The 23,655-nt window shown below is 64.3% G+C and carries 18 protein-coding genes and 1 tRNA gene; 11 read left to right on the forward strand and 8 right to left on the reverse strand.

What is annotated here, in order from left to right:
* Nucleotides 1-139: 139 nt before the first annotated feature.
* Entirely contained in the window at nt 140-1,621 is a 1,482-nt protein-coding gene (locus XH93_RS26265) for an aldehyde dehydrogenase (protein WP_194469720.1), read from the reverse strand.
* 36 nt (nt 1,622-1,657) lie between these two features.
* Nucleotides 1,658-2,560, reverse strand: a complete 903-nt coding sequence (locus XH93_RS26270; RefSeq protein WP_210340401.1) for an NAD(P)-dependent oxidoreductase — start codon at nt 2,558-2,560, stop codon at nt 1,658-1,660.
* A 633-nt stretch (nt 2,561-3,193) separates the two neighbouring features.
* Between XH93_RS26270 and XH93_RS26275 the strand changes: the two genes are divergently transcribed.
* A complete protein-coding gene (locus tag XH93_RS26275) occupies nt 3,194-4,525 on the forward strand; it encodes an MFS transporter (protein WP_194469721.1) in 1,332 nt (443 codons plus the stop codon).
* A 76-nt stretch (nt 4,526-4,601) separates the two neighbouring features.
* On the opposite strand, the gene XH93_RS26280 is transcribed toward XH93_RS26275, so the two are convergent.
* Complete coding sequence (locus XH93_RS26280; protein WP_194469722.1) at nt 4,602-5,114, reverse strand: Lrp/AsnC family transcriptional regulator; 513 nt, start codon at nt 5,112-5,114, stop codon at nt 4,602-4,604.
* Nucleotides 5,115-5,248: 134 nt separating this feature from the next.
* Between XH93_RS26280 and XH93_RS26285 the strand changes: the two genes are divergently transcribed.
* The 6 genes from XH93_RS26285 to XH93_RS26310 all read left to right on the forward strand — a co-directional run bounded on the left by XH93_RS26285 (nt 5,249) and on the right by XH93_RS26310 (nt 12,364).
* Entirely contained in the window at nt 5,249-5,515 is a 267-nt protein-coding gene (locus XH93_RS26285; protein WP_025035527.1) for a hypothetical protein, read from the forward strand.
* A complete protein-coding gene (locus tag XH93_RS26290; RefSeq protein ID WP_246799302.1) occupies nt 5,482-6,771 on the forward strand; it encodes a 3-methyl-2-oxobutanoate dehydrogenase (2-methylpropanoyl-transferring) subunit alpha in 1,290 nt (429 codons plus the stop codon). The genes XH93_RS26285 and XH93_RS26290 overlap by 34 nt, the downstream gene beginning before the upstream one ends.
* Before the next feature lie 3 nt (nt 6,772-6,774).
* Nucleotides 6,775-7,788: an alpha-ketoacid dehydrogenase subunit beta gene (locus tag XH93_RS26295; protein WP_194469723.1), complete on the forward strand. Its 1,014-nt coding sequence runs from the start codon at nt 6,775-6,777 to the stop codon at nt 7,786-7,788.
* 1 nt (nt 7,789) lies between these two features.
* Nucleotides 7,790-9,064: a dihydrolipoamide acetyltransferase family protein gene (locus XH93_RS26300; protein ID WP_194469724.1), complete on the forward strand. Its 1,275-nt coding sequence runs from the start codon at nt 7,790-7,792 to the stop codon at nt 9,062-9,064.
* A gap of 4 nt (nt 9,065-9,068) precedes the next feature.
* Nucleotides 9,069-10,466 carry a dihydrolipoyl dehydrogenase gene (gene lpdA, locus XH93_RS26305; RefSeq protein ID WP_194469725.1) on the forward strand — a complete coding sequence of 466 codons (1,398 nt, stop codon included), beginning with the start codon at nt 9,069-9,071 and terminating at the stop codon, nt 10,464-10,466.
* Nucleotides 10,467-11,113: 647 nt separating this feature from the next.
* Nucleotides 11,114-12,364, forward strand: a complete 1,251-nt coding sequence (locus tag XH93_RS26310) for a hypothetical protein (protein WP_194469726.1) — start codon at nt 11,114-11,116, stop codon at nt 12,362-12,364.
* Nucleotides 12,365-12,436: 72 nt separating this feature from the next.
* Here the strand turns inward: XH93_RS26310 and XH93_RS26315 are convergent.
* A tRNA-Gly gene (locus XH93_RS26315) sits at nt 12,437-12,510 on the reverse strand.
* 513 nt (nt 12,511-13,023) lie between these two features.
* Here XH93_RS26315 and XH93_RS26320 point away from each other — a divergent pair.
* Nucleotides 13,024-13,410, forward strand: coding sequence for a YciI family protein (locus XH93_RS26320; protein ID WP_139484300.1), 387 nt, complete (start codon nt 13,024-13,026; stop codon nt 13,408-13,410).
* A 94-nt stretch (nt 13,411-13,504) separates the two neighbouring features.
* Here XH93_RS26320 and XH93_RS26325 read toward each other — a convergent pair whose 3' ends face one another.
* The 4 genes from XH93_RS26325 to XH93_RS26340 all read right to left on the reverse strand — a co-directional run bounded on the left by XH93_RS26325 (nt 13,505) and on the right by XH93_RS26340 (nt 16,999).
* Nucleotides 13,505-13,906: a hypothetical protein gene (locus XH93_RS26325; protein ID WP_172626976.1), complete on the reverse strand. Its 402-nt coding sequence runs from the start codon at nt 13,904-13,906 to the stop codon at nt 13,505-13,507.
* 83 nt (nt 13,907-13,989) lie between these two features.
* Nucleotides 13,990-14,787, reverse strand: a complete 798-nt coding sequence (locus XH93_RS26330) for a lytic transglycosylase domain-containing protein (protein WP_194469727.1) — start codon at nt 14,785-14,787, stop codon at nt 13,990-13,992.
* 189 nt (nt 14,788-14,976) lie between these two features.
* The gene (locus tag XH93_RS26335) at nt 14,977-16,500 is read right to left on the reverse strand and encodes an FAD-dependent oxidoreductase (RefSeq protein WP_194469728.1); all 1,524 of its coding nucleotides are present in this window, start codon (nt 16,498-16,500) and stop codon (nt 14,977-14,979) included.
* Nucleotides 16,501-16,711: 211 nt separating this feature from the next.
* Nucleotides 16,712-16,999, reverse strand: a complete 288-nt coding sequence (locus XH93_RS26340; RefSeq protein WP_139484296.1) for a hypothetical protein — start codon at nt 16,997-16,999, stop codon at nt 16,712-16,714.
* Between the two features lie 477 nt (nt 17,000-17,476).
* Here XH93_RS26340 and XH93_RS26345 point away from each other — a divergent pair, with 477 nt between their 5' ends.
* The 3 genes from XH93_RS26345 to XH93_RS26355 all read left to right on the forward strand — a co-directional run bounded on the left by XH93_RS26345 (nt 17,477) and on the right by XH93_RS26355 (nt 23,655).
* Nucleotides 17,477-17,872: an NUDIX hydrolase gene (locus tag XH93_RS26345; protein ID WP_194469729.1), complete on the forward strand. Its 396-nt coding sequence runs from the start codon at nt 17,477-17,479 to the stop codon at nt 17,870-17,872.
* 614 nt (nt 17,873-18,486) lie between these two features.
* Complete coding sequence (locus XH93_RS26350) at nt 18,487-18,696, forward strand: hypothetical protein (RefSeq protein WP_194469730.1); 210 nt, start codon at nt 18,487-18,489, stop codon at nt 18,694-18,696.
* Between the two features lie 366 nt (nt 18,697-19,062).
* Complete coding sequence (locus XH93_RS26355; protein ID WP_194469731.1) at nt 19,063-23,655, forward strand: autotransporter outer membrane beta-barrel domain-containing protein; 4,593 nt, start codon at nt 19,063-19,065, stop codon at nt 23,653-23,655.

Raw genomic sequence — 23,655 nt, forward strand, 5'->3', positions numbered from 1 at the left:
ATACTCGCTCAGTGAGTTGAATGTTCCGGATCATCACGTCATTTCACACGTAGCGGCAAATGCGTCAGATCCCGCGTCGGCTCGCCACGTTGGATGGATGGGGAGTCTGTGGTCGCACCTGACCGCGAGATCTGCTGGCTCAATCCAGCTTGATCCAGACCCCCTTCGTGTTCAGATATTCATCGAGCTGCTCGGTACCGCCCTCACGGCCATATCCGCTCATCTTGTAGCCGCCGAAGGGTAACGCAGGATCGATGGCGTGATAAGTGTTTACCCAGACCGACCCTGCGCGCAGGCTGCGTGAGACGATGTGGGCCTTGCTCACGTCGCGCGTGAAGACACCTGCCGCGAGCCCATATGGCGTCGCGTTGGCTCGTTCCACAGCCTCGTCGAGCGTGTCGAACGGCAGGGCGGAGATCACCGGACCAAATATCTCATCGCGGGCAATCTGCATGTCGTCGGAGACGCCTGCGAACACGGTCGGCTCGACGAAGTTACCCTTGGCGAGACTCCCCTCCCTCAAGCGCCGACCTCCGGTCACGACCTTGGCACCCTCGTCGCGCCCGCTTCGCAGGAAGCCTTCGACCTTGTCGAGCTGTCGCTCGGACACGAGAGGGCCGATCTCCGTCGACGGGTCGGCTCCATCGCCGATCCTCAGCGCCGAAGCAAACTTCCCGAGTCGCTCGACCAGTTCGTCGTGAATCGCCCGCTCGACGAACAAGCGGGAACCGGCGATGCAGATCTGGCCGGAATTGGCGAATGCTGCCATCGCAGCGATGGGGACGGCCTTGTCGAGGTCAGCATCGGCGCAGACGATGACGGGCGACTTTCCGCCAAGCTCGAGCGACACCCGCTTGAGGTTGCCGGCCGAGGCGCGAATGATCGCCTGGCCGGTGGCGGTGGACCCCGTGAAGACGATCTTGTCGACGGCCGAGTGTTCGGCGAGAGGCTCACCCGCCTCCTGTCCGGTGCCGGTCACCACGTTAACAACGCCGGGCGGCACGCCTGCCTCGTTGATCAAGTGTGCGATCAGCAGCGGCGTCAGCGGTGCCTCTTCGGAAGGCTTGAGGACGATCGTGCAGCCAGTCGCGAGCGCAGGTCCGATCTTCCACACAGACGCTGCCGTAGGCGCGTTCCAGGGGATGATGGCGCCGACGACACCGACGGGCTCCTTCCGCGTGAAGGAGACGATGTCGCCCGGAAGAGAATTGTCGACCGTCTGACCATGAATCGCGGTCGCCATGCCCGCGTAGTATCTGAGCATGCCGAGCACACGAAGCTTGTTGGCCCGTGTCCTGACGATCGGCATGCCCATGTCGGCCGTATCGGACTGGCTGATCTCCTCCCAATGCTTCTCGAAGAGATCGGCGATGCGCAGGAGCAGCGCCTGCCGCTCGAACGGCTTGAAACGGCTCCACGGTCCCCCGAAGGCGCGGCGGGCGGCGGTGACAGCCGCATCGATGTCGCCGGTGTCTCCGCGCGGGACACGACCGATCACCTCGCCGGTCGCAGGATTTCGCGTCTCGAAGACTTTCCCCGAGCGGGCCTCGACCCACGCGCCATCGATGAACATCTTGCGAGTTCGGCCGTCCAAGGGAAATAGGATATCGGCTCTTGTCATTGGTTGGTCTTCCCGGTCTCGATGATTGTTTTCCGCCTAGGCAGCCGGCTTTGCCTTCCGAAGAAGCCGCGTCAGGTCCGATATATAAGCCTGGCCGTGACCGTTCTCGACTACAGCCGCGATGGCGGCACCGACGCCGTCGGCGATCGTTTTGGATGCGCCGGAATTGCTGGCCATCGCCTGGTAATAGGAGATATCCTTTAGCGCATTGCCGATAAAGAATGGAACGGTACTGACGTCACCCGTCACAAGCGCCGGTGCCATACGTTGGAGCGCAGCGCCGGCCCCGCCTCCCTTGGCGAGAACGTCGACGAAGATGGCCGGATCGACACCCGCATCGGCGGCCTGCGCCGCAGCCTCACCGAGCAGTGCCATGAAGCCGATCGACACATAGTTGTGGAGCAGCTTGAGCCGATGGCCAAAGCTCACCGGGCCCACATGCTCGACCCCTTCGGCAAAAGAGTCGAGGACCGCGCGGACACTCCGAAGGTCAGCTTCATTGCCACCAACCAGAAGGTTGAGCTTTCCTTCTTCCGCGTGCTTTGCGGTGCGTGTCATGGGCGCATCGAGAAAGCGTCCACCCGCCGCCTCGATCGCGGCGGCCATCCGCAACGTCGAGTCCGGCAGCGCCGTCGAGCAATCGACAATGATGGTGCCCTTACGGAGACCAGACAGAACGCCCGCTTCGCCCGTCAGGATTGCTTCGACCTGAGGCGAACCCGTTACGCAGAGGATGATAATATCCGACGCGCTCGCGACCTCATCGGGCGTCCTGCAGGCCGTGGCCCCGAGGCTGAGGAGATCGTCAACGGGCTGATTGCCCGGATGGTCGAGAAAGACCAAAGGAAAGCTGCCCCGCGCCAGGACATTCTTTGCGATTCCATGGCCCATCAGACCTACGCCGACAATTCCAACTCTCAGCATAGTCATCTCATTCATCGTTCATGCAAGCCTCTCGTGAATGGCGGCGTAGATGATCTGTTGCTCTGTCGCCTGATCGCGTCGACGATCTTCCCGCGCTTGGCGACCACGATCCGATCCGACGGCGTCAACAATTCTGGCAGGTAAGGGCGCATCACGACGCTAGCCGAGCCCGCATCCGCAGACGCTCCGCCCGGCTCATTTAGTCGGCGCAACGTTGCGGCACCGACCCGTGGCGGCGCGACGGGATTTGAAGGCCGACGCGAAGTCGTACTCTGCGCTGGATAGGCCGCTTGCAACCATCGTTTCCTCGCCTGCGACAGGCTTCCTTTTTGATGGCGCAAGATGAGCAGCGTCGTCCGGTTCCATGCAAGGCGCTTTTTCTGACCTCCCGTTTGGTTTTTCTGATCTGCCGGCCTTTCCCCTGGGGCCGGAAAAACCCACGGCGTTGCTTCCGTCATGCCGAGGCGCGCCGACGGTCCAACGAGGTCCGCAGTGTCTCCCGGACGTCGGCCCGTGAGAAAAACTGACACCCTGTTCAGAATTACTGCGCTACGCCAGCATTGCTTCAGCACTCTGCCGAGAATTAGATCCACAAGTATCAATCATAACGAAGCCAAGTCGACTTGGCGGACAGACGGGGGAAGCGCGATGAGTCAGACTACCACCTATGCCGGTGCGGCCGGCGCTGCCAAGTCGGCGATCGAGAGCTCGACCATCCGCGCCATCTCCTGGCGCCTGATTCCGTTCCTGGTGCTGGCCTACTTCTTCTCCTATCTCGACCGTGTCAATCTCGGCTTCGCCGCGCTGACCATGAACGCGGACATGAAGTTCACGCCGGTGGTGTTCTCGCTGGGTGCCGGCATCTTCTTCATCGGCTATTTCATCTTCGAGGTGCCGAGCAATCTGGCGCTGGAGAAGTTCGGCGCCAGCAAGTGGATCGCCCGCATCATGGTGACGTGGGGCGTCATCTCGGCGCTGATGGCGATGGTTTCCGGCGAGACCAGCTTCTATGTGCTGCGCTTCCTGCTCGGCGTCGCCGAGGCCGGCTTTTTCCCCGGCATCATCCTCTATCTCACCTATTGGTATCCGGCCCAATACCGCGCGCGCTTCCTCGCCGCGTTCGCGCTCGCCGTGCCGGTCTCGACCGTGATCGGCGCGCCGATCTCGGGCCTCTTGCTCGGGCTCGACGGCGCGATGGGACTGAAGGGCTGGCAGTGGCTGTTCATCATCGAGGGCATTCCCTCGGTGCTGCTCGGCATCGTCACCTGGTTCTATCTCACCGACAAGCCGGAGAAAGCCGACTGGCTTTCGGCCGAGCAGAAGGCGTGGTTGAAGGCGAAGCTCGACGCCGAAATCGCGGCCAAGCAGGCGGTGAAGCATTTCTCGCTGGGCGAGGCGTTGGCGTCGCCAAAAGTGCTGGCGCTGAGCGCAATCTATTTCGGTTTCGTCGGCGCGCTCTATGGCATGCAGTTCTGGCTGCCGCAGATCGTCAAGGCGTTCGGCCTCACCAACGCGCAGACCGGCTTCGTCACCGCGATCCCCTATCTGTTCGGCACCATCGCCATGGTCCTGTGGGCGCGGCATTCGGATGCGACGCGCGAGCGCGTGATGCATGTCGGCGCGCCGCTACTGCTCACTGCGGTCGCCCTCGGCGTGTCCTCCTATCTGACTGATCCGACTCTCACGATGGTGGCGCTGACGGTCGCCGCGATCGGCGTGTTCTGCTGCTTCGGTGTGTTCTGGACCCTGCCGACCGCCTGGCTGTCCGGCACGGCGGCCGCAGGCGCGATCGCCCTGATCAACTCGATCGGCAATCTCGCCGGCTTCGGCGGGCCGTATCTGATCGGCTGGATCAAGGAAGCCACCGGCCAGACTTCGACGGGACTGCTGGTGCTCGCCGTGCTGCCTCTGATCGCCGGCATCCTCGTCTTCCTCGGTGGCCACGACAGCAAGCACGAGTTCGCCGAAAAGGGGCGGTAAGCCTTTCGTTCGGCGGATTCCTGCTAAAGGGGGGGACCGCAACCCGATCGTCATCAGGAGCCGCACCCCGCACCCGCTACACCTGCACTGAAGTCAACTTCTTCAGGCAGCGCAGCGCAAACGACGACCGGCTGTGGCGGATGCCCGGGATGCGATAGAGCTTCTCACGCAAGAAGCGTTCATAGCCGGCGGTGCTTTCGACCGCGACTTTCACGACGTAATCGTAATCGCCGGTGGTGAGATAGGCTTCGATGACCTCCGGCAAGTTTGTGAGCAGTTGGCCGAAACGCTCGAGCATCTCCTCGTCGTGCCGATCGAGCGTCAGTTCGATGATGACTGTTTCAGGCAGGCCGAGCTTGTCCTGATTGAGCAGCGCGACGTAGCCATCGATATAGCCCTGGGTCTCCAAGCGCTTCAGCCTGTTCCAGCATGGTGTGGTGGAGAGTCCGACGCGGTCGGCGAGTTGCGCCGTGGTCAGGCGCGCATCCTGCTGCAGGGCGCGCAGGATCTTGCGATCGATCTCGTCAAGCCGAAGCGCATCCTTGCGCGGAGCCTTAGCCAGCCCTGTGGCACGTCCGACTAGCGCCATACCGAGAACTCCATTCTGGTCTCAAGTCACATCTCTAGAATATCTATACTGCGATTCCAAACTACACCCAGATTAAAGGAACAACAATCCTGACCTTTACCAGTACGATATGCTGACAAAGCGAGACATATGCGGTGTTTTTTCTCGAACTTCAGACCAGCGATATGCACGCCGCACTCGGCCGCCTGCTCGACCAGACTCGCGTCGCGGGGCTTCGGCTGGCTGCGGTCAGCGCGCGCGCAGGCGCGAGCGAATGCCGCATCTCGGCTTCCATAGACATCGATGACCGCGACATCGTCGACCGGCTCGCTCGCCGTGTTGGCGCGTTGTTCTGCATCGATGCGATCGAAGTGAGAGGTGAATGCCAATGCCCGACCCCAGCCTCACACATGACGCCGTGATCCCGCAACGCGAAGCCGCTCGATCACCGGAGTCTACGCCGTTGAAGCTGCACGTACCGGAACCAGCGGTACGCCCCGGCGGCATCCCCGATTTCTCGAACATCCGCATTCCACGCGCAGGTCAGGTCGATCGTCCCCCCGTCGACGTGGACGCCGAGGCGATACGTGACCTCGCGTTTTCCGTCATCCGCGTGCTGAACCGCGATGGCGAGGCGGTCGGTCCGTGGGCAGGCGCGCTCTCGGACAGCGAGTTGCTCGAGGGCTTACGCCACATGATGACGCTCCGCGCATTCGACGCGCGCATGCAGCTGGCGCAGCGTCAGGGCAAGACGTCGTTCTATATGCAGCATATGGGCGAAGAAGCCGTGAGCTGCGCCTTCCGCAAGGCGCTCCTTCGGGGCGACATGAATTTTCCGACCTACCGGCAGGCGGGGCTATTGATCGCCGGCGGTTATTCGCTGGTGGAGATGGCCTGTCAGATCTACTCCAACACGCACGATCCGCTGAAGGGACGCCAACTCCCGGTGATGTATTCCTCCCGGGAGCATGGCTTCTTCTCGATCTCCGGCAATCTCGCCACCCAGTACATCCAGGCGGTCGGCTGGGCGATGGCATCCGCGATCAAGAACGATACCAAGATCGCGGTTGGCTGGATCGGCGATGGGGCAACTGCCGAATCCGACTTCCATGCCGCCCTCGTGTTCGCCTCGACCTACCGCGCGCCGGTCGTGCTCAACATCGTCAACAATCAATGGGCGATCTCAACGTTCCAGGGCATCGCGCGTGGCGGCTCCGGCACGTTCGCAGCGCGCGGGCTCGGCTTCGGCATTCCGGCGCTGCGCGTCGACGGCAATGACTACCTCGCTGTCCATGCGGTCGCGAAATGGGCCTGCGGGCGTGCACGCCTCAACCTCGGTCCGACCCTGATCGAGCACGTGACTTATCGCGTCGGCGCACATTCCACCTCCGACGATCCCGCAGGCTATCGGCCGAAGACGGAATCCGAGGCTTGGCCGCTGGGAGATCCTGTGATCAGGCTGAAGAACCATTTGATCGTACGCGGCGCATGGTCGGAGGAGCGGCACAAGCAGGCCGAGGCCGAGATCATGGACACCGTGATCGCGGCGCAGAAGGAGGCCGAGAGCTACGGCACGCTGCACTCACTTCAGCATGCCTCGGCGCGCGACATGTTCGAAGGCGTGTTCTCGGAGATGCCGCCGCACCTGCGGCGGCAACGCCAGGAAGCCGGAGTCTGAGCGATGCCGCGCAAAACCATGATCGAAGCGATTCGCGACGCGATGGATGTGATGATGTCGCGCGACGAGGACGTCGTCGTGTTCGGCGAGGACGTCGGCTATTTCGGCGGCGTGTTTCGCGCGAGCCAAGGCCTGCAAACGAAATATGGAACGAGCCGCTGCTTTGATACTCCCATCAGCGAGCTCGGCATCGTCGGCATTGCCGTCGGCATGGCAGCCTATGGCCTAAAACCCTGTGTCGAGATCCAATTCGCCGATTACATGTATCCGGCCTACGATCAGATCGTCTCCGAGGCAGCGCGGCTTCGCTACCGCTCCAATAGCCAGTTCACCTGTCCGCTCGTGGTGCGCATGCCGACGGGTGGCGGCATTTTTGGCGGCCAGACTCACAGCCAGAGCCCGGAGGCATTGTTCACCCATGTCTGCGGTATCAAAACGGTCGTGCCGTCGAACCCGCGCGACGCCAAGGGCCTCTTGATTTCAGCGATCGAGGATCCCGATCCCGTGATCTTTCTCGAGCCGAAGCGACTCTATAACGGCCCGTTCGATGGTCATCATGACCGGCCGGTGAGGCCCTGGTCGAAGCATGATCTCGGCGAGGTCGACGACGGACATTTTGCAGTGCCCCTCGGCAGCGCCGCGATCCGCAGGCAAGGTAATGCCGTCACCATCCTCGCCTACGGCACGATGGTTCACGTCGCCGAGACCGCCGCAGCCGAGACCGGCATCGATGCGGAGATCATCGATCTCCGCTCGCTGTTGCCGCTCGATCTCGACACCATCGAAACGTCGGTCAAGAAGACAGGACGCTGCGTTATCGTGCATGAGGCGACTTTGACTTCTGGATTCGGCGCCGAACTCTGCGCGCTGGTCCAGACACGATGCTTCTACCATCTGGAGGCACCAATCGTTCGCGTCGCCGGCTGGGACACGCCCTACCCGCACGCGCAGGAATGGGACTACTTTCCAGGCCCCGCGCGAGTTGGTCGCGCACTGATCGAAACGCTGGAGGCCTGAGATGGCCGAGCGCGTCGTCAGGTTGCCCGACGTCGGCGAAGGCATCGCCGAAGCCGAGCTTGTGGAATGGCATGTGAAGGTCGGCGATATCGTACGTGAGGACGCCGTGCTCGGCGCCGTCATGACCGACAAGGCGACGGTCGAAATCCCCTCGCCGGCAGACGGACGCGTCATCTGGCTCGCCGGCAACGTGGGCGACCTGCTCGCCATCGGCTCGGATTTCGTTCGGCTGGAGGTAGATGGCAAGAGCCAGCAGGCGCCGAAGACGGCCGAGCTCGCATCGCCTGCATCAAGCGTGGGGGCCCAATCGCCCCGTCACGCCGCAAGCGCCCCGCGCGCGCCGGCGAACGTGCCACCCAATGGGGTGAAATCGCAGCCCGGCGCGGCGCCGCTCCACCATGCGGCCAACCGGCCCCTAGCCGCTCCTGCGGTTCGTCTTCGTGCGCGCGAAGCAGGCATCGACTTGCATCTGATCCGCGGTACGGGCCCCGCTGGGCGGATCACCCACGACGATCTTGACGCCCACTTGACGCGTGGCCGCACCGGAACCACGGCAACGCCGAATCCGGCGCAAACTGCCGTGACCGACATCAAGGTCGTCGGTCTGCGCCGCAAGATCGCCGAGAAGATGTCAATTGCGAGCTCGCGCATTCCGCACATCACTTATGTCGAAGAGGTCGACGTCACCTCGCTCGAGGATTTGCGCGCCAAGGTCAACGGCCAGAAGCGGCCGGACAAGCCCAAGCTCACACTGCTGCCGTTCTTGATGCGCGCCATGGTGCGGGCGATCGCCGAACAGCCGCATCTCAATGCCCATTTCGACGACGAGGCTGGTATTGTGCGCTGGCACGCCGGCGTTCATGTCGGCATCGCCACGCAGACGCCGACGGGGCTGGTGGTCCCCGTCGTGCGGCACACGGAAGCGCGCGATATCTGGGATTGCGCCAGCGAGGTCGCCCGGCTCGCCGAAGCGGCTCGCAACGGCAATGCCACCCGCGACGAGCTCACCGGCTCGACCATCACCATCACATCGCTCGGCGCCTTGGGCGGGCTAGCCACTACGCCCATCATCAATCACCCGGAGGTCGCGATCGTCGGCGTCAACCGGATCGCCATCCGCCCGCACTGGGACGGCACCGCCTTCGTGCCGCGCCAGATGATGAATCTGTCCTCTAGCTTCGATCATCGCGTGATCGACGGCTTTGATGCCGCGCAATTCGTCCAACGTATCAAGCTGCTGCTGGAAACGCCGGCCATGATCTTCATCAATTTGTAGAACGATGACCGAAATCACCTGCAAGCTCCTCGTCATCGGCGCCGGCCCCGGCGGCTACACTTGCGCAATTCGTGCCGGGCAGCTCGGCATCAATACGATCATTGTTGAAGCGGAAAAACCGGGCGGCACCTGTCTCAATGTCGGCTGCATTCCTTCGAAGGCCTTGATCCACGCGGCCGGCGAGTATGAAACCATTACAGGTGCCACGGAGGGCAAGAGCGCACTCGGAATTTCCTGTGCGAAGCCATCGCTCGATTTCGCTAGGACCATAGCCTGGAAAGACGGCATCGTTCGGCGCCTGAACGGGGGCGTGGCCGGCCTTCTGAAGAAAGCGGGCGTCAGGCTCATCGCCGGGCACGCTCGCTTTGTAGATGGCAAGTCCATCGAAGTCGAAACACGATCCGGCCCACAGATGATCCGTGCCGAAACGGTGGTCATCGCGACAGGCTCTGAGCCGATCCCAATCCCGTCCTTGCCATTCGGGGACCGGGTGATCTCGTCAACCGAGGCATTGGCGCTCACCGAGATCCCGAACAGGCTTGTGGTGGTTGGCGGCGGCTACATCGGGCTCGAGCTAGGCACGGCCTTCAAGAAATTGGGCGCGGCCGTTACGGTCGTCGAGGCCGCGCCACGTATTCTGCCGCAATATGACGGCGAGCTGAGCGCGCCGGTCGGACGGAGCCTGAGCGCACTCGGCGTCACGGTGTTGACAGGCGCGAAGGCGAAGGCGCTCGCCGCGGACGGCAAGGCACTCGCAGTCGAAACCGCCAGCGGCGAGCAGACATCACTCGAAGCCGACAAGATCCTCGTTACGGTCGGTCGAAGGCCAGCAACGTCCGGCTTTGGTCTAGAGACGCTCGATCTCGACACGATAGGCCCCTTCCTCAGGATCGACGATCGATGCCGCACCTCGATGCGCGGCGTCTTCGCGATCGGCGACGTCACAGGAGAACCGATGCTCGCGCATCGCGCCATGGCACAAGGCGAGATGGTCGCAGAGATTGTCGCCGGCCGTCGCCGTGCCTGGGACCGGGTTTCGATTCCTGCGATCTGCTTCACCGATCCGGAGATCGTCACGGTCGGGCTGGCACCAAGCGAAGCAAGCGGCAGGGGCTTCGAAATCAAGACGGATCATTTTCCGTTCAGGGCCAACGGCCGCGCACTGACGCTGGAGCACGAGGACGGCTTCATCCGAACCGTGGCACGGGCGGACAACCATCTCCTGCTTGGTATCCAAGGTGTCGGAGCCGGCATTGCCGAGCTATCTGCAGCCTTCAGTCTTGCGCTGGAGATGGGCGCGCGGCTCGACGACGTCGCGATGACGATCCACGCACACCCGACCCAAAGCGAGGGCTTTCACGAGGCGGCGCTGAAATCGCTGGGACATGCGATTCATATCTGAACGTAAAGGCGCGCTGGTATCAACTGCGATCGACAGCATTCTGCCGTCGACCGGCTACGGACGGGGCGCCACGTCAAGCAACACCACGATCAGAAGTGCCGTTGGTTTTGCGCACCACGTTGGACGTTGCGGGATTTTACTTGATCTCTCGGTGCACACGTCGTGCACACGCCGCATTCTAACTATTTGAAAAACTTGAACTCTCGCTCCAATCCATCATTGGGAAGTTTGGGCTGGCTCCAGCCAAACGACGGCGACAAGGTCCGATCCCAACCCGGCTGATGCGATCTCAAAACAAAATGATCGCTAGCCTCTTTTATGTCTTCTCTGCCTCACTCCGAATCTAGTGCCTTTCAGGTGCCCGACGGTGCATCAAACTTCTTCTACGTTCAGTGGAGCGATCAGGGAGGATCATGATTGAATTGACTACCAACTGCTCCTTCGCTTCCGCACCGACCCGCCTGGATGTCGAGAGCCCGATTTACTGAAGCAGATATCAAGCGCGCTATTCGAGGCGTCCTCGACAGTGGTGGCAAAGTCGCGCGCGTCGAGATTTGGCCCGACGGCCGCATTTCTGTGTTGATAAGAGAAGAAAGATCGATTCCAATTGATCCTGAGGACGACCCGGAGGTGTCCAGGAGACTGCTGTGAATTCACTTGGACGATCTGCGCTACCGCTACCTCGTTACACCCTCCGCAAGCGTCTCGGAGACGGCAGCTTCGGCTACTTCTTCAATATCCCGATGTGGGCGCGCAAGCGGGGATGCTCCGTCGCAAACGAAGCCCTTGGTACCGACTACAAGCGCGCGGTTGCGCGCGCAGAGCAGATTCTTCTTCCTGCCTTTGATAGTTGGCGCACCGGTGGTGAGGACGCAAATCCGATCGGCATTGGCGTGGTCGTCGGCACGCTGGATTGGATGTTTCACCTTTATCGTCAAACATGGTCTCAGAAGACGGCAAAGCGGCTCCAGCCCTTGAGCCCAGGTCAGTGCCGTGTTCATGAGACCGGGATCAAGATGATCTGCGAGTACATCTTGCAAGATAGCCGGCGATTGGGGACACGCCGCGTATCAAGTATCGACACCGCGTTCGTCGATGACCTCTTTGCAAAACTTCTCTTTAAGGAAGTGAACGGCAAGAAGGTGGAGCGACGTACGACAGCCAATCATGCGATGAAGACCGCACGCGGTGCCTGGAATACAATTTCTCGAGCACATCCAGGTATCTTTCCGCCCCGCAATCCTTTCGAAAAAATGGGCCTGCAATCGACGTCGCGCGAAACCCCACATGCCACCTTCGCCGAGCTCATAGCGTTCCGCGCCCAAGCGATCGAGATGGGCTATTCATCGCTGGCCACGGGTGCGTTGATCGGTTGGGAATTGCTTCAACGCGAAGCGCATATCTTCATCCGCTTCATGGTCGAACATTATCGTCCCCCAAGCCGCCCCGACCACATATACGTCATCAACTACAAGACGAGCACCGGCTCCTGGGAGCCGCTACTGAACAAAAAAGGAGCCCCTCTCTATCCGGTGTTGATGGCTGAGCTCGATGCCATCAAGCAGCTGCGTCCGACGGGTGGACTGATGTTGCGGCGTGACGGCAGCAGCCTGCCCTGGTTTGGCAAGGGGGAACTACTCACGCAGGTCCAGCGCATCACGAAGAAGATTATCTTGGCTGCCGGTTTGCGGCCCGAGCTGACGTTTACATCGTTCGGCCGGCATGGCGGCACCACGGAAGCGAGTGCGTCTGGGCTAACGGAGAGCCAGTTGATGCAGAAGGGTCAGTGGTCTTCGACCGCGGCTATGGCGCACTACCTGCACGATGATGATGAGGCCAAGCAGGATGCGCAAATGAAACGCATCAAGCGCCGTGCAAAACAAGCGAAGGGAAAGTGAACGTTTGTCAGAATGAAAACGCGCGACTTGTCAGAATGAAAAGGTCTTGACGCTCTAAGCCATTGAAAAGATTGGAGCGGGTGAAGGGAATCGAACCCTCGTATTCAGCTTGGAAGGCTGCTGCTCTACCATTGAGCTACACCCGCGTCGGCCGATCACCTAACACGGCCCGGCGGCGGCCTCAACTGCTGCCGGCCGGCGTGGTTCATTCGCGGCAAACGGCCCCGATTTGTGCACAATCGGCGCCGGCGCCCCGCCCGGTCCGGTCGCGGGCGGCCTTAACAGCGGCGGATTCGCCGCCTATATTGGGGATCCCATCAACAAAGAAAGGAGGTGATCCAGTGTCTTGTCTCAAGCGCTGTCACCTCGCTGGGATCGCCCGCTAGGCGCTGAGTGATCAGCCTGGCAACGGGGCGCTCTCAGCCCTGGACCAGCGAGACAACAAGAGTGCGGGGCGCGGCGGGAGCAATTCCGCCGCGCCTTTTGCTTGGCGGGCCGCGTGCGATTCGCGGGCCTGCTGCCAACTGCCGTCATCCGGACCATTCCGCGCGCACCCGCCGCAACACAAAAACCTGCCCGATCCGCTAACAACCAAATGTCGGCCCGGGCCGCCGCAAGACGTCCTTGGGCCTGTCGCATCAAAACGAGGAGCACACGCGATGCTTTATGCCATCCTGGCCTACCATGTCGAAGCCGACGTCAAGTCCTGGACCGCCGAGGAAGACGCCACCGTGATGGCCGGCCTGCTCGGGGTTCACGAGAAGCTGAAGGGCCGGCTCGGCCCGACCGCACGGCTCGGCGACACCCGCAATGCACGCACGCTGCGCGGGCCCGGCCACGGCATGGTGCTGGACGGCCCGTTTGCCGAGACCAAGGAACAGCTGCTCGGGCTCTACATGATCGATTGCGCCGACGCGGACGAGGCGATTGCGGCCGCGCGCGACCTGCGCAGCGTCAACCCGTCGGCAGTGTACGAGATCCGCGCCATCAGGCGCTACATCCCGGGCGCGCCGTTTGCCGAGATGACCGGCGCCGACGATCTCTGACCAAGGCGCGTTAGCGGTTTTCCCTCGCGACCAACGCGGAACGCGTTTGCGCGGAGATCATGCTCAAGAAAGAGCCAAAGCGCGATGGCGATTCTCATCGCGCTTTGGGCGGCTTCGGAAGCTTGCTCGGATCGAACTTCGGCATGGGCAAGTCGGCCGGCGGCTCGGCCGGCACATCGTGGCTGCGAATCAGCGTGACGTCGAAGGCCAGATCGGGCACCGAGTCGGCTCTCCCCTTGCAAGTCGCAATCGCGCCGGTCGCGGTGCCCTCGAGCCGCACCACGAGGTCATCGGTGCCGAACACGGTGGCGTGCCCCTCGGTGTGCCGCGTGGCGACGAGCACGGCGGAAAAGCGATCGCCGTCGTGCGCGACGGTGCCGTCGTAGAGCATGATGCTGTCGCTGCCCCACAGCCTGCCGTCGGCAACATGCACGATGCCCGTGCCGTGCGCGAGCGACGTGCGAAACCACGCCGCGTAGGTGCCGTTCTCGAGCATGGAGCCCGTCTCCATCCGCCCCGTTGCGGAGCGATCGATCTGGGCACCGTTGCGTTAAAAACGGGTGAAGGAACCCGGCACGCCTACCCGCCGCCGTCGATCTGCCGTCCCATGATCGCGATCGCCTTCTGATAGACCTGCGCCGCGTTCCACGCCTCGATCGCCGCGAAGTTCGGTTCCCCCGGCTGATAGCCGGCGCCGGCGCGCCAGCCATGCGCGCGCAGGAAGTTCGCGGTCGAACTCAGCGCATTGGCGGCGACGTCGAGATTGCCGGTGCCGTAGGCGAGGATGTTCTTCGGCATGAACTGGGTCTGGCCGACTTCGCCATGCATCGAGCCGCGCTGGCTCGGCGAGATCGCGCCGCGGTCGATCAGCTTCAGCGCGGCATAGAGCTGGTCGGTGAAGAATTCCGGACGGCGGCAGTCATAGGCCAGCGTTGCGATCGACGACAGCATGTTCTGATTGCCGCGCTGGCTGCCGAAGCCGGTCTCCATGCCCCAGATCGCGAGCAGCGGCCCCGGCGGCACGCCGTAGCGCTGCTGGATCGAGGCGAACAGCGCCGCCTGCGACTGTTTCAGCGAACGGCCGCGCGACACGATGGTGGCGGCGCCGCGCTTGGCCATGAACGCCTCGAGCGACAGGCGAAAGCTGTGCTGGCCGCGGTCGGCGGCGATCGTGGCGCTGGCGTAGTTGGTCTGCATCAGCGCGCCGATGCCGGCAGCGCCGATGCCCTTGCCCTGCGCCTCCGCGGAAAACTCCCGCTTCCAACTCTCGAAGCCGCCCGGACCGTTGCCGCACGACGCGGCGCCAGCCTGCCCGCCAAGCGATGCCAGCATCGCCAACGCGGCAACGGCGACTGCAACATCCCTGCCCCTGGTCATTCAAAACTCCTTTGCATCGCGCGTCCGAACCGGAATCGGCCGCGCCAATCTAGCGCGGCCGGGCGGCGGGAGTCCCCGCGTTCACCGCCCGCGAAGCTACGCTGTCAGGCCCGGTTTGTCAGTGAGGATGCGCGGCGTCCGGGGCAGAACGCCGCGGGGCATGCCATATGACCGTCAGAATTGCGGCCGTCAGACCGTCTCGCCCCGCTCCATCGCGAGCTCGGCCCGCAGATTGTCGAGGTCGCGGTAGATTGAGGCGACGGCTAGCACGCGGCCTTTGCGCTTGTAGCGCAGCAGGCAGTCCCTCGCCTTGATGTCGCCGTCGACGGCGATCTCGTCCCAGCTTTCGGCGTGCCCGACATAGTTGATCGGCACGTCGTAATGCTGGCTCCAGAAGAACGGCACGGCATCGTACGCCTCGTGCCGGCCGAGCATGTTGCGCGCGGCGGTCTGGCCCTGACGCTGCGCCACCACCCAATGCTCGACCCGGATGCTTTCGCCGGAATGGCTGTCGGGCCAGCGCGCGATGTCGCCCGCGGCGTAGATGCCGGGTACGCTGGTCTCGAGCTCCGCGTTGACGGTCACACCGCGGTCGATCGCGAGCCCGGCCTGCTCGGCGAGCTTGAGCCGCGGCCGCACGCCGACGCCGAGCACGATCAGGTCGGCGTCCAGCGTGCCGCCGCCTTTCAGGCTGGCGCGATGGCCCTCGATCGCGGTGACGGTGTCGCCGAGATGGAAGATCACGCCGTGCTCCTCGTGCAGCGCGCGCACGAAATCACCCATGTCGGGGCCGAGGATGCGCTCCATCGGGCGCGCTTCGGGCGCCACGACGTGAACCTCGAGGTTGCGCGCCCGCAGCGACGCGGCGGTCTCGAGCCCAATGAAGCTGGCCCCGATCACGATGGCGCGCCGCGCGGTCGCGGCCGCCGCGATGATCGCGCGGCTGTCGGCCAGCGTGCGCAAGGTGTGGACATGCACCTGATCGGCGCCGGGGATCGGCAGCCGCACCGGCTCGGCGCCGGTCGCGAGCAGCAGGCGGTCATAGCCGACGGCCTTGCCGTCGGCGAGCACGACGTGGCGCGCTGTGCCGTCGATCGCGGTCACCTCGGTGCCAAGGCGCAGATCGATCTTCGCCTCGGGATAGAAATCATCCGGCCGCAGCGGCACCCACTCTTCCGGCGCGCTGCCGGCGAGATAGTCCTTCGACAGGTTCGGCCGGTCGACCGGCGGCGCCGCATCGCTGCTCAGCATCGTGACCTCGCCGGCAAAACCTTCGCGCCTTAGCATCTCGGCGGCGGCAAAGCCGGCGGCACCACCGCCGACGATGACGATCCGCTGCGGCGCATCCGCTGGTGACGATGTTGCGGGCTGAGGCTGCTGCCGGGTGCGGACCACGACACGGCCGCCGTCCTGCTCCACCTGCCACACCGACAGCGGCGACAGCGCGGGCGGCCGGCTCGCCGCGCCGCTGCGCAGGTCGAAGCAGGCGTGATGCCAGGGGCAGCGAATGCTGTCACCGACCACCAGCCCCTCGGCCAGCGGCCCGTGATAGTGGCTGCAATAGGCGTCGATCGCAAAAATCTGCCCGTCGCGCCGCACCAGCAGCACGTCGTCGTCGCCGACATGGCCGAGCAGCATGTCATTCTCGAAGGCGCTGAGGGCGACACCTTGCGCGAGATCGGGACCAGCGGGCGCTTTGCTCTCTTCGGCCATCTGCGCTTTCCTCCCCGAGGACGTCGACGACGAACCAAGACGGCTGGCCGCAATCGGTTCCAGAGGATCCGGACGCGCGCCCGCAGTTTCGCGACATCCATTATACGCGCAACACGCAAGATCGGGGAATCATCCCGGCCGTGCGCGACAGCTCACCAGCACGGACGGCTCGCACCATCAGGCGCGAGCCGCATCTTCGCAAGCGGCGTCGTCATACCCGGAGTTCGACGAGGTGACGCCGTGTCGGGCGAACGAACACCGACTTCGCGAGCCGACGCGGCACGGCGCTGCCATTCACCAGGATCGGCTCGGAATCGCCGAGCGCACGGCGCTCCGCGACCAGACGGCTCATCACGCCCCGCATCTTCAAGAGGTCGCCGGCCACGAAGGCGCAGTCTTCATCGCGGTTGACCTGCTGGCGCATGATCGCTTCAGCTTCGAGCATGCTGACCCGCAGCGCCCTGATCTGCCTGCGGATTTCGCTGATACGGTTGTCCATGGCGTGTTCTCCCTCGCGGTGGAGGTCGATTAGAACAAAACGAGAACATACTGTCAATCGGGAAGATCAATCGGGAAGATTCATGGTGCGGCAGCAGCGACAGGTTGCGGCGCTTCGCAGCGCCAATTGGTTGTGAGGCTCGGCGGGCTGCGCCATCGGGCACAGCGCAGTTCGAACCCGCGCAACGTTGACGATGAGCGGCGGCGCAATCGTCCGACATCCGACAAATTCGCGGGCGTGACCGATATCCAAACTGATCGCGTCGGTGATCCGCAGACACGCGCGATTGCAGGACGACAGTCATCACCTCGCCGACACGCGACGTGCAACAACGGGGTGACAGCATGCGTGGGAACCTGCCGGCGCGGACGGCAGCACGCGACAACCACCTGCGGTGGAGCGATCCGCAATTGAACTTGTCTATCAAAACAGACAAGTTAGAATGAGCCGCGATTCTATTTAGGTTTTGCTGCAGCAGTGACGAAATCCTCCAAATTGGTTGCCGCCAAGCGCGGCAAGGTTCTTCTGGTTCGACGCCGATCCGACGGCCTATGGATGTTCCCGGGCGGCCGCCGGCGTGCGCGCGAGTCCGGCAAAAATTGTCTCAAGCGCGAGATCAAGGAAGAGCTGCCGAAGCTCAAGCTCGGCCGGCTCAGCCTCTGGAAGGAAGTGACGGCGCGCAATAAGCGCTCCGGCCGCAAGATGAGCGACGCGATCTTCATCGCCAAGAATGCCAAGGGCCGCCTTGCGATCGGCGACAAGAAGGAGATCGACCGCGCCGCCTGGCAGAAGCCGCGCGGCATCCGCCTGACGCCGACCTCGCGCTACATCCGCGATCGGCTGTTTCCGCGCAAGCTGCGGCGCCGCAGTTGAGCCGCGGCGCGCGTCAGGGCACGTTGACCTGCGGCATCGCCGCGGTGGGAAGCGGTTTGAAAGAACCGCCATGGATCGCGGCCACCGCCACGAGCAAAACCACAAATACGATGATGCCACGCATGATGAGGCTCCGCATGGTGCGAAGCTAGGCGAAGCTGCACGGCGCGCTTATGAAGTGGGCCACACGCCCCGGCGGCTGCGATCACAAGCGCGGCACTGAGCGGGTTGCCGGCGCGTAGCCCGCATGAGCGACTTGTCCGCCATAGCTCGAAGGGCGACGGCGAAGGCGAGATGCGGGTACGGTCTGCTCAGGCGCTGGAGCGGGCCCGGATATCGCTGCGATCATCCGGGCTACGGCTGCGGCCAATAGCGTTACCGGTTTCTGAACGGGCCCTGCACCTCGTGTTTACCACGCCTCTAAAGGCGGTGAGAACCAGGTTCCCTAAGCGGGCGGCAACGAGCGCCTGCTATTCAATGCTGAAGAAAAACGGGAGAGCGTCCCATGTTCAGCGTTGTTCGTATCCTCATCCTGGTCGCCTGCGCCTATGCCGGATCGGCCGTTGCGGACATGCAGTTTGCCGGTCCGCCGTCTGCAACAGCGGTCCACACCAATGATTGAGCTTCACCCGATCAGCTCCGAGCACGCGCGCGCCATCTGCGAGGAAATCGGCGAGCGGCTGCGCTACGCGCTGCGCGACGATTACGCCGATCTGCCGCCAAGGCTGCGCGAGCTGATGCGCCGGCTGGCCGAGCTCGATTGTGAAGCGCCGCAGCTGGTGCCGACGATCGAGGAGATGACGCGACCGCTGGTAGCCGCGTAACTCATCCACCAAACTCCGTGCGCGCCGCACGGTATCGCGTCCGGGATCGACTGGTTACCCATCGCTTAACGGCGTCGCGTCCACGTTGCATGTTGAGCACACTGCGCCTTGTTTCGCGCCGGGAACAGCAACCTTTGTTTTGCCAGATCACAATGAGTCACATAGCGTAACAGTTCTCCGCAGCCGGGCGAATGCTCGCACACCAGCCATTCGTGGCCGCGGCAAGAACACGGGACTGAAAGCGCCATGCGCGAATGCATCGGGGCTGCAAGAGATTCGCGACAAGCGGATGACAAGCAGCGTTTGGGACCACGCCGGACTTCTTCGTCTCCCTCACGCACACACGCTCAATTTCACCACCTGCTGTTGATCAGCGTCTCGGCAGCCGCACTCGCGGCGCTGTCGCCGCGCTCAGCCGCGGCGCAGACCTGGACCGGCGCCGTCAGCAACGACTGGACGACCGGCGGGAACTGGTCCGGTGGAGCGGCGCCCGTCGCCGGCGGTGCCGTCGTCATTGGTTCGAATTCCAGCGTCGTTCTCGGCGTCGCCCCCGGAGCGACGGGCACGACAGGCAATTTCAGGCTCGGCGGAACCACGGCCGGGATAACGGCCGGCCTCACCATTCAAAACGGCGCCGTGCTGACGACCACCGGCGGCTCCCTTACGATCGGCAACACCAGTGGCACGACATCCACCGTGACCGTGACCGGGGCCGGGTCGCAGTGGAACATCAACGGCGTACTCAGTGTCAGCCCCACCGGCACAAGCACCCTTAACATCGAGAACGGCGCAACCGTCGTCATGACGTCGAGGATCGCCGTCTCGCCTGCCGGCAGCGGCACGGCCACCATCAACATCAGCAACGGCACGCTGGAGACGACCAACATCAGCGTCGGCAACGCCGGCGGACGGGTAAATTTCGACAACGCCGTTGTCCGCGCGGTCGCCGACAATGCCGCCTTCTTCGGCGGAACGATCGCCCAGAACAACATCGCCGCGGGTGGGCTGACCTTCGATACCAACGGCCACACCGTCAGCACGCTCGGATTGAGCGGCGTCGGCGGCCTGACTAAGACCGGCGCGGGCACGCTCAGGCTCAACGCCGGCAGCACCTTTGCCGGCGAGACCGTGATCCAGCAGGGCACGCTGGCACTCGGCGGCCCGGCGGCCTCGGCCGGCGATGCGCTGGCCAGTTCGAGCCGGGTGGTCGCCAATGCGACCTTCGATGTTTCCGCCATCACCAACGCCGCCGCTCACATCCAGAGTCTGTCGGGCAACGGCACCGTCACGCTCGGCACCAAGGACCTGATTGTCACCAACGGGCACGACACGTTCGGCGGCGCGATCGGCGGCACCGGCGGGCTTCAGGTCACCGGCGGCACGCAGACGCTGTCCACCTCGCAGGCCTATAGCGGCGCGACCACGATCGCATCAGGCGCAACGCTGGGGCTGACCGGCGCCGGCGACATTTCCGCCTCCAGCCAGGTCGTCGCGGACGGCACGTTCAGCATCGCCAGCCTCGCGGCCGGCGTCGGCATCCAGCGGCTGTCGGGCAGTGGCGCGGTCAATCTCGGCGCCAACATGCTGACGATCCAGAACGCCAACGATACGTTCTCCGGGGCCATCGGCGGCAACGGCGGCGGGCTCGCAATCGCCGCCGGCACGCAGACGCTGACCGGCGTCAACACCTATTCGGGTCAGACGCTGATCCAGGGCGGCACGCTGGCGCTGTCAGGCGCAGGCTCGATCGCCAATTCCGGCGTGGTGGCGAACGCGACCTTCGACATTTCCGGCGTGGCCGGCACGGGCACCAGCATCCGGAGCCTGTCGGGAACGGGCAGCGTCGATCTCGGCGCCAAGACGCTGACGATCACCGCCGCGAACGGCACCTTCGCCGGCGGCGTCAGCGGCAGCGGCGGCCTGACGCTGACCAGCGGCACGCAGACCTTGTCCGGCCCCACCACCTACACCGGCGCGACGACGATCTTCGGCGGCACGCTGGCGCTGACCGGCACCGGCTCGCTCGCAACCTCGAGCCAGGTGATCGCGGACGGCACATTCAACATTTCCAACGTCGCGACCGCGGGCACCAGCATCCAGCGGTTGGCGGGCACTGGCGCGGTCAATCTCGGCAGCAAGACGCTGACGATCACGGCAGCAAACGACAGCTTTGCCGGCACCATCGGCGGCAGCGGAGGGCTGACGATCGGCGGCACGCAGACGCTGTCCGGTGTCAACAGCTATAGCGGCGTCACCACCATCGCCGCCGGCACGCTGGCGCTGACCGGCAGTGGTTCGATCGCGTCGAGCCGGCTGGTCGCGAACGGAACGTTCGACATTTCAGGCGTCAACGGCCCCGGTTCGCAGATCCTGGGCTTGGCCGGCAACGGCAGCGTCGCGCTAGGCGCCAAGACGCTGACGCTCATCAATACGGCCGATACGTTCTCCGGCACGATCTCCGGCAGCGGCGGACTGACGATCAACGGCGGCACACAGACGCTGACGGGCCTCAACACCTACACCGGCACAACCCTCGTCAACGCGGGTAGGCTGGCGCTGGCCGGCACCAGCTCGCTGTTCAACTCGAGCCAGGCGATCGTGAACGGCACGCTCGACATTTCCAACATCGCGGCCGCCGCCACCAGCGTGCAGCGGCTGTCGGGCAGCGGCGCGGTCAATCTCGGCGGCAAGACGCTGACGATCCTGTCCGCGAACGACAGTTTTGGCGGCGTCATCGGCGGCAGCGGCGGACTGACGCTGACTGGCGGCACGCAGGCGCTGTCCGGCGTCAACACCTATAGCGGCCTCACCACCATCTCCGGCGGCACGCTGGCGCTGACAGGCGCGGGCTCGATCGCCAATTCCAGCAGCGTAGTGGCGAACGCGACCTTCGACATTTCCGGGATCGCCGGAGCAAGCACCAGCATCCAGAGCCTTGCCGGCAACAACTTCGTCACGCTCGGCACCAAGGACCTCGTCATCAGCAACGCGCACGACAGCTTCGCCGGCTCGATCAGCGGCAGCGGCGGACTGACGGTGACCGGCGGCACGCAGGCGCTGTCCGGCACCCAGGGCTATACCGGCGCGACCACGATCGCGGGCGGCAGCACGCTGGCGCTGACGGGCAACGGCGCGCTCGGCTTTTCGAGCGCGGTGATCGCCAACGGTACCTTCAGCATCGCCGACCTCACGATCACGGGAACCAACATCCGCACGCTGTCCGGCAACGGCACGGTCGATCTCGGCGCCAACACGCTGGGGCTCACGGCGGCGAACGACACCTTTGCGGGCGTCATCGGAGGCACCGGCGGGCTGCGGATCAACGGCGGCACCGAAACGCTGACCGGCACGAACAGCTACAGCGGCACCACCACGGTCTCCGGCGGCGTGCTGCGCGCGGGCGCGGCCGGTGCGTTCAGCGCGGCGTCGGCCTATGTCGCGCAGGGCGGCGGCACGTTCGATCTCGACGGCTTCAACCAGACCATGGCGTCGTTCGACAATGCCGGCACGCTGCGGTTCGGCGCCGCGCCCGGTACCACGCTGACGGTGAGCGGCAATTACGTCGGCAATGGCGGCACGCTGCTGTTCAACACCGTGCTCGGCGGCGACGCCTCGCCGACCGACCGCCTCGTCGTGCAAGGCGGCACCTCGGGCACATCGAATGTTCGCGTCAGCAATGCCGGCGGCGGCGGTGCGCAGACAATCGAGGGCATCAAGCTGATCGACGTCGCCGGCGCCTCGAACGGCACGTTCGCGCTGATCGGCGACTACGTGCTGCAGGGCCAGCAGGCGATGGTCGCCGGCGCCTATGCCTACACGCTGCAGAAGGGCGGCGCCTCGACACCGAATGACGGCGACTGGTACCTGCGCTCCAGTCTGATCAATCCGCCGTCGACGCCCGGCGATCCGACGCCGCCGCCGCCTCCCGCAACCCCGCCCGGCCCGCTCTATCAGCCCGGCGTGCCGCTGTACGAAAACTACGGCCAGGTGCTGCTCGGCATGAACGCGCTACCGTCGCTGCAGGAGCGCGTCGGCAACCGTTACTGGGGCGGCGATCCCAGCGCGGCGATGGCGCGGATGGGCGGCGTGCCGGCGGCGTCGGCAGCGCAGAGCGACATTTCGTGGACGCAGTCGGCGTTCTGGGGCCGCGTCGAAGGCGGCCAGGCCAACATGCGGCCCTCGAACATCACGGGTTCCACCTACAATGCCGACCAGTTCAAGGCGCAGGCCGGCCTCGACGGCGTCGCGCTCGACAATGATCGCGGCCGGCTGATCGTCGGCCTCACCGCGCAATACGGGCTGACCACGGCCTATGTGAATTCGGTGTTCGGCAACGGCCGGATCCGCGCCGAGGGTTCCGGCGTCGGCGCCACCGCGACCTGGTACGGCCATGACGGCGTCTATGTCGATGGCCAGGCGCAGACCATGTTCTATCATGGCGATCTCACCTCCGACCTCGTCGGCAGCATGACGCACGGCAATGAAGGCCTCGGCTACGCCTTCAGCGTCGAAGGCGGCAAGCGGTTTGCCGTCGGCAACGGGGTCTGGCTGACGCCGCAGGCGCAGCTCGCCTATTCCAGGGTCGAGTTCGATCCGTTCAAGGACCGCTTTGGCGCGCTGGTCTCGCTCGGCAATGCCGACAGCCTGCTCGGCCGCGTCGGCCTGATGCTCAACCATCAGAAGAGCTGGGACAATGGCGCCGGCATCGTCCGCTCCGACCTCTACGCGATCGGCAATCTGCACTACGAGTTCCTCGACGGCACCAGGGTCGACGTCGCCAGCATCAGCTTTGCGAGCGCCAACGACCGGCTCTGGGGCAGCGTCGGCGGCGGCGGCAGCTATAGCTGGGCCAACGGCCGCTACACATTGTTCGGCGAAGCCACCTATCGCGCCAGCCTGCAGGAGCCGAACCAGAGCCACGGCTACCGGGGCACTGCGGGCTTCCGCGTGGTGTGGTGA

It is taken from the genome of Bradyrhizobium sp. CCBAU 51753, from assembly GCF_015291565.1.
Taxonomy (GTDB): domain Bacteria; phylum Pseudomonadota; class Alphaproteobacteria; order Rhizobiales; family Xanthobacteraceae; genus Bradyrhizobium; species Bradyrhizobium ivorense.

Coding starts and splice junctions, on each gene's coding strand:
- XH93_RS26280 (WP_194469722.1), bottom strand. CDS start 5,114: ATGGCGCTAGTCGGACGTGCCACAGGGCTGGCTAAGGCTCCGCGCAAG.
- XH93_RS26270 (WP_210340401.1), bottom strand. CDS start 2,560: ATGAATGAGATGACTATGCTGAGAGTTGGAATTGTCGGCGTAGGTCTG.
- XH93_RS26295 (WP_194469723.1), top strand. CDS start 6,775: ATGCCGCGCAAAACCATGATCGAAGCGATTCGCGACGCGATGGATGTG.
- XH93_RS26265 (WP_194469720.1), bottom strand. CDS start 1,621: ATGACAAGAGCCGATATCCTATTTCCCTTGGACGGCCGAACTCGCAAG.
- XH93_RS26340 (WP_139484296.1), bottom strand. CDS start 16,999: ATGGACAACCGTATCAGCGAAATCCGCAGGCAGATCAGGGCGCTGCGG.
- XH93_RS26335 (WP_194469728.1), bottom strand. CDS start 16,500: ATGGCCGAAGAGAGCAAAGCGCCCGCTGGTCCCGATCTCGCGCAAGGT.
- XH93_RS26350 (WP_194469730.1), top strand. CDS start 18,487: ATGATTGAGCTTCACCCGATCAGCTCCGAGCACGCGCGCGCCATCTGC.
- XH93_RS26330 (WP_194469727.1), bottom strand. CDS start 14,787: ATGACCAGGGGCAGGGATGTTGCAGTCGCCGTTGCCGCGTTGGCGATG.
- XH93_RS26320 (WP_139484300.1), top strand. CDS start 13,024: ATGCTTTATGCCATCCTGGCCTACCATGTCGAAGCCGACGTCAAGTCC.
- XH93_RS26300 (WP_194469724.1), top strand. CDS start 7,790: ATGGCCGAGCGCGTCGTCAGGTTGCCCGACGTCGGCGAAGGCATCGCC.
- XH93_RS26325 (WP_172626976.1), bottom strand. CDS start 13,906: ATGCTCGAGAACGGCACCTACGCGGCGTGGTTTCGCACGTCGCTCGCG.
- lpdA (WP_194469725.1), top strand. CDS start 9,069: ATGACCGAAATCACCTGCAAGCTCCTCGTCATCGGCGCCGGCCCCGGC.
- XH93_RS26290 (WP_246799302.1), top strand. CDS start 5,482: ATGCCCGACCCCAGCCTCACACATGACGCCGTGATCCCGCAACGCGAA.
- XH93_RS26275 (WP_194469721.1), top strand. CDS start 3,194: ATGAGTCAGACTACCACCTATGCCGGTGCGGCCGGCGCTGCCAAGTCG.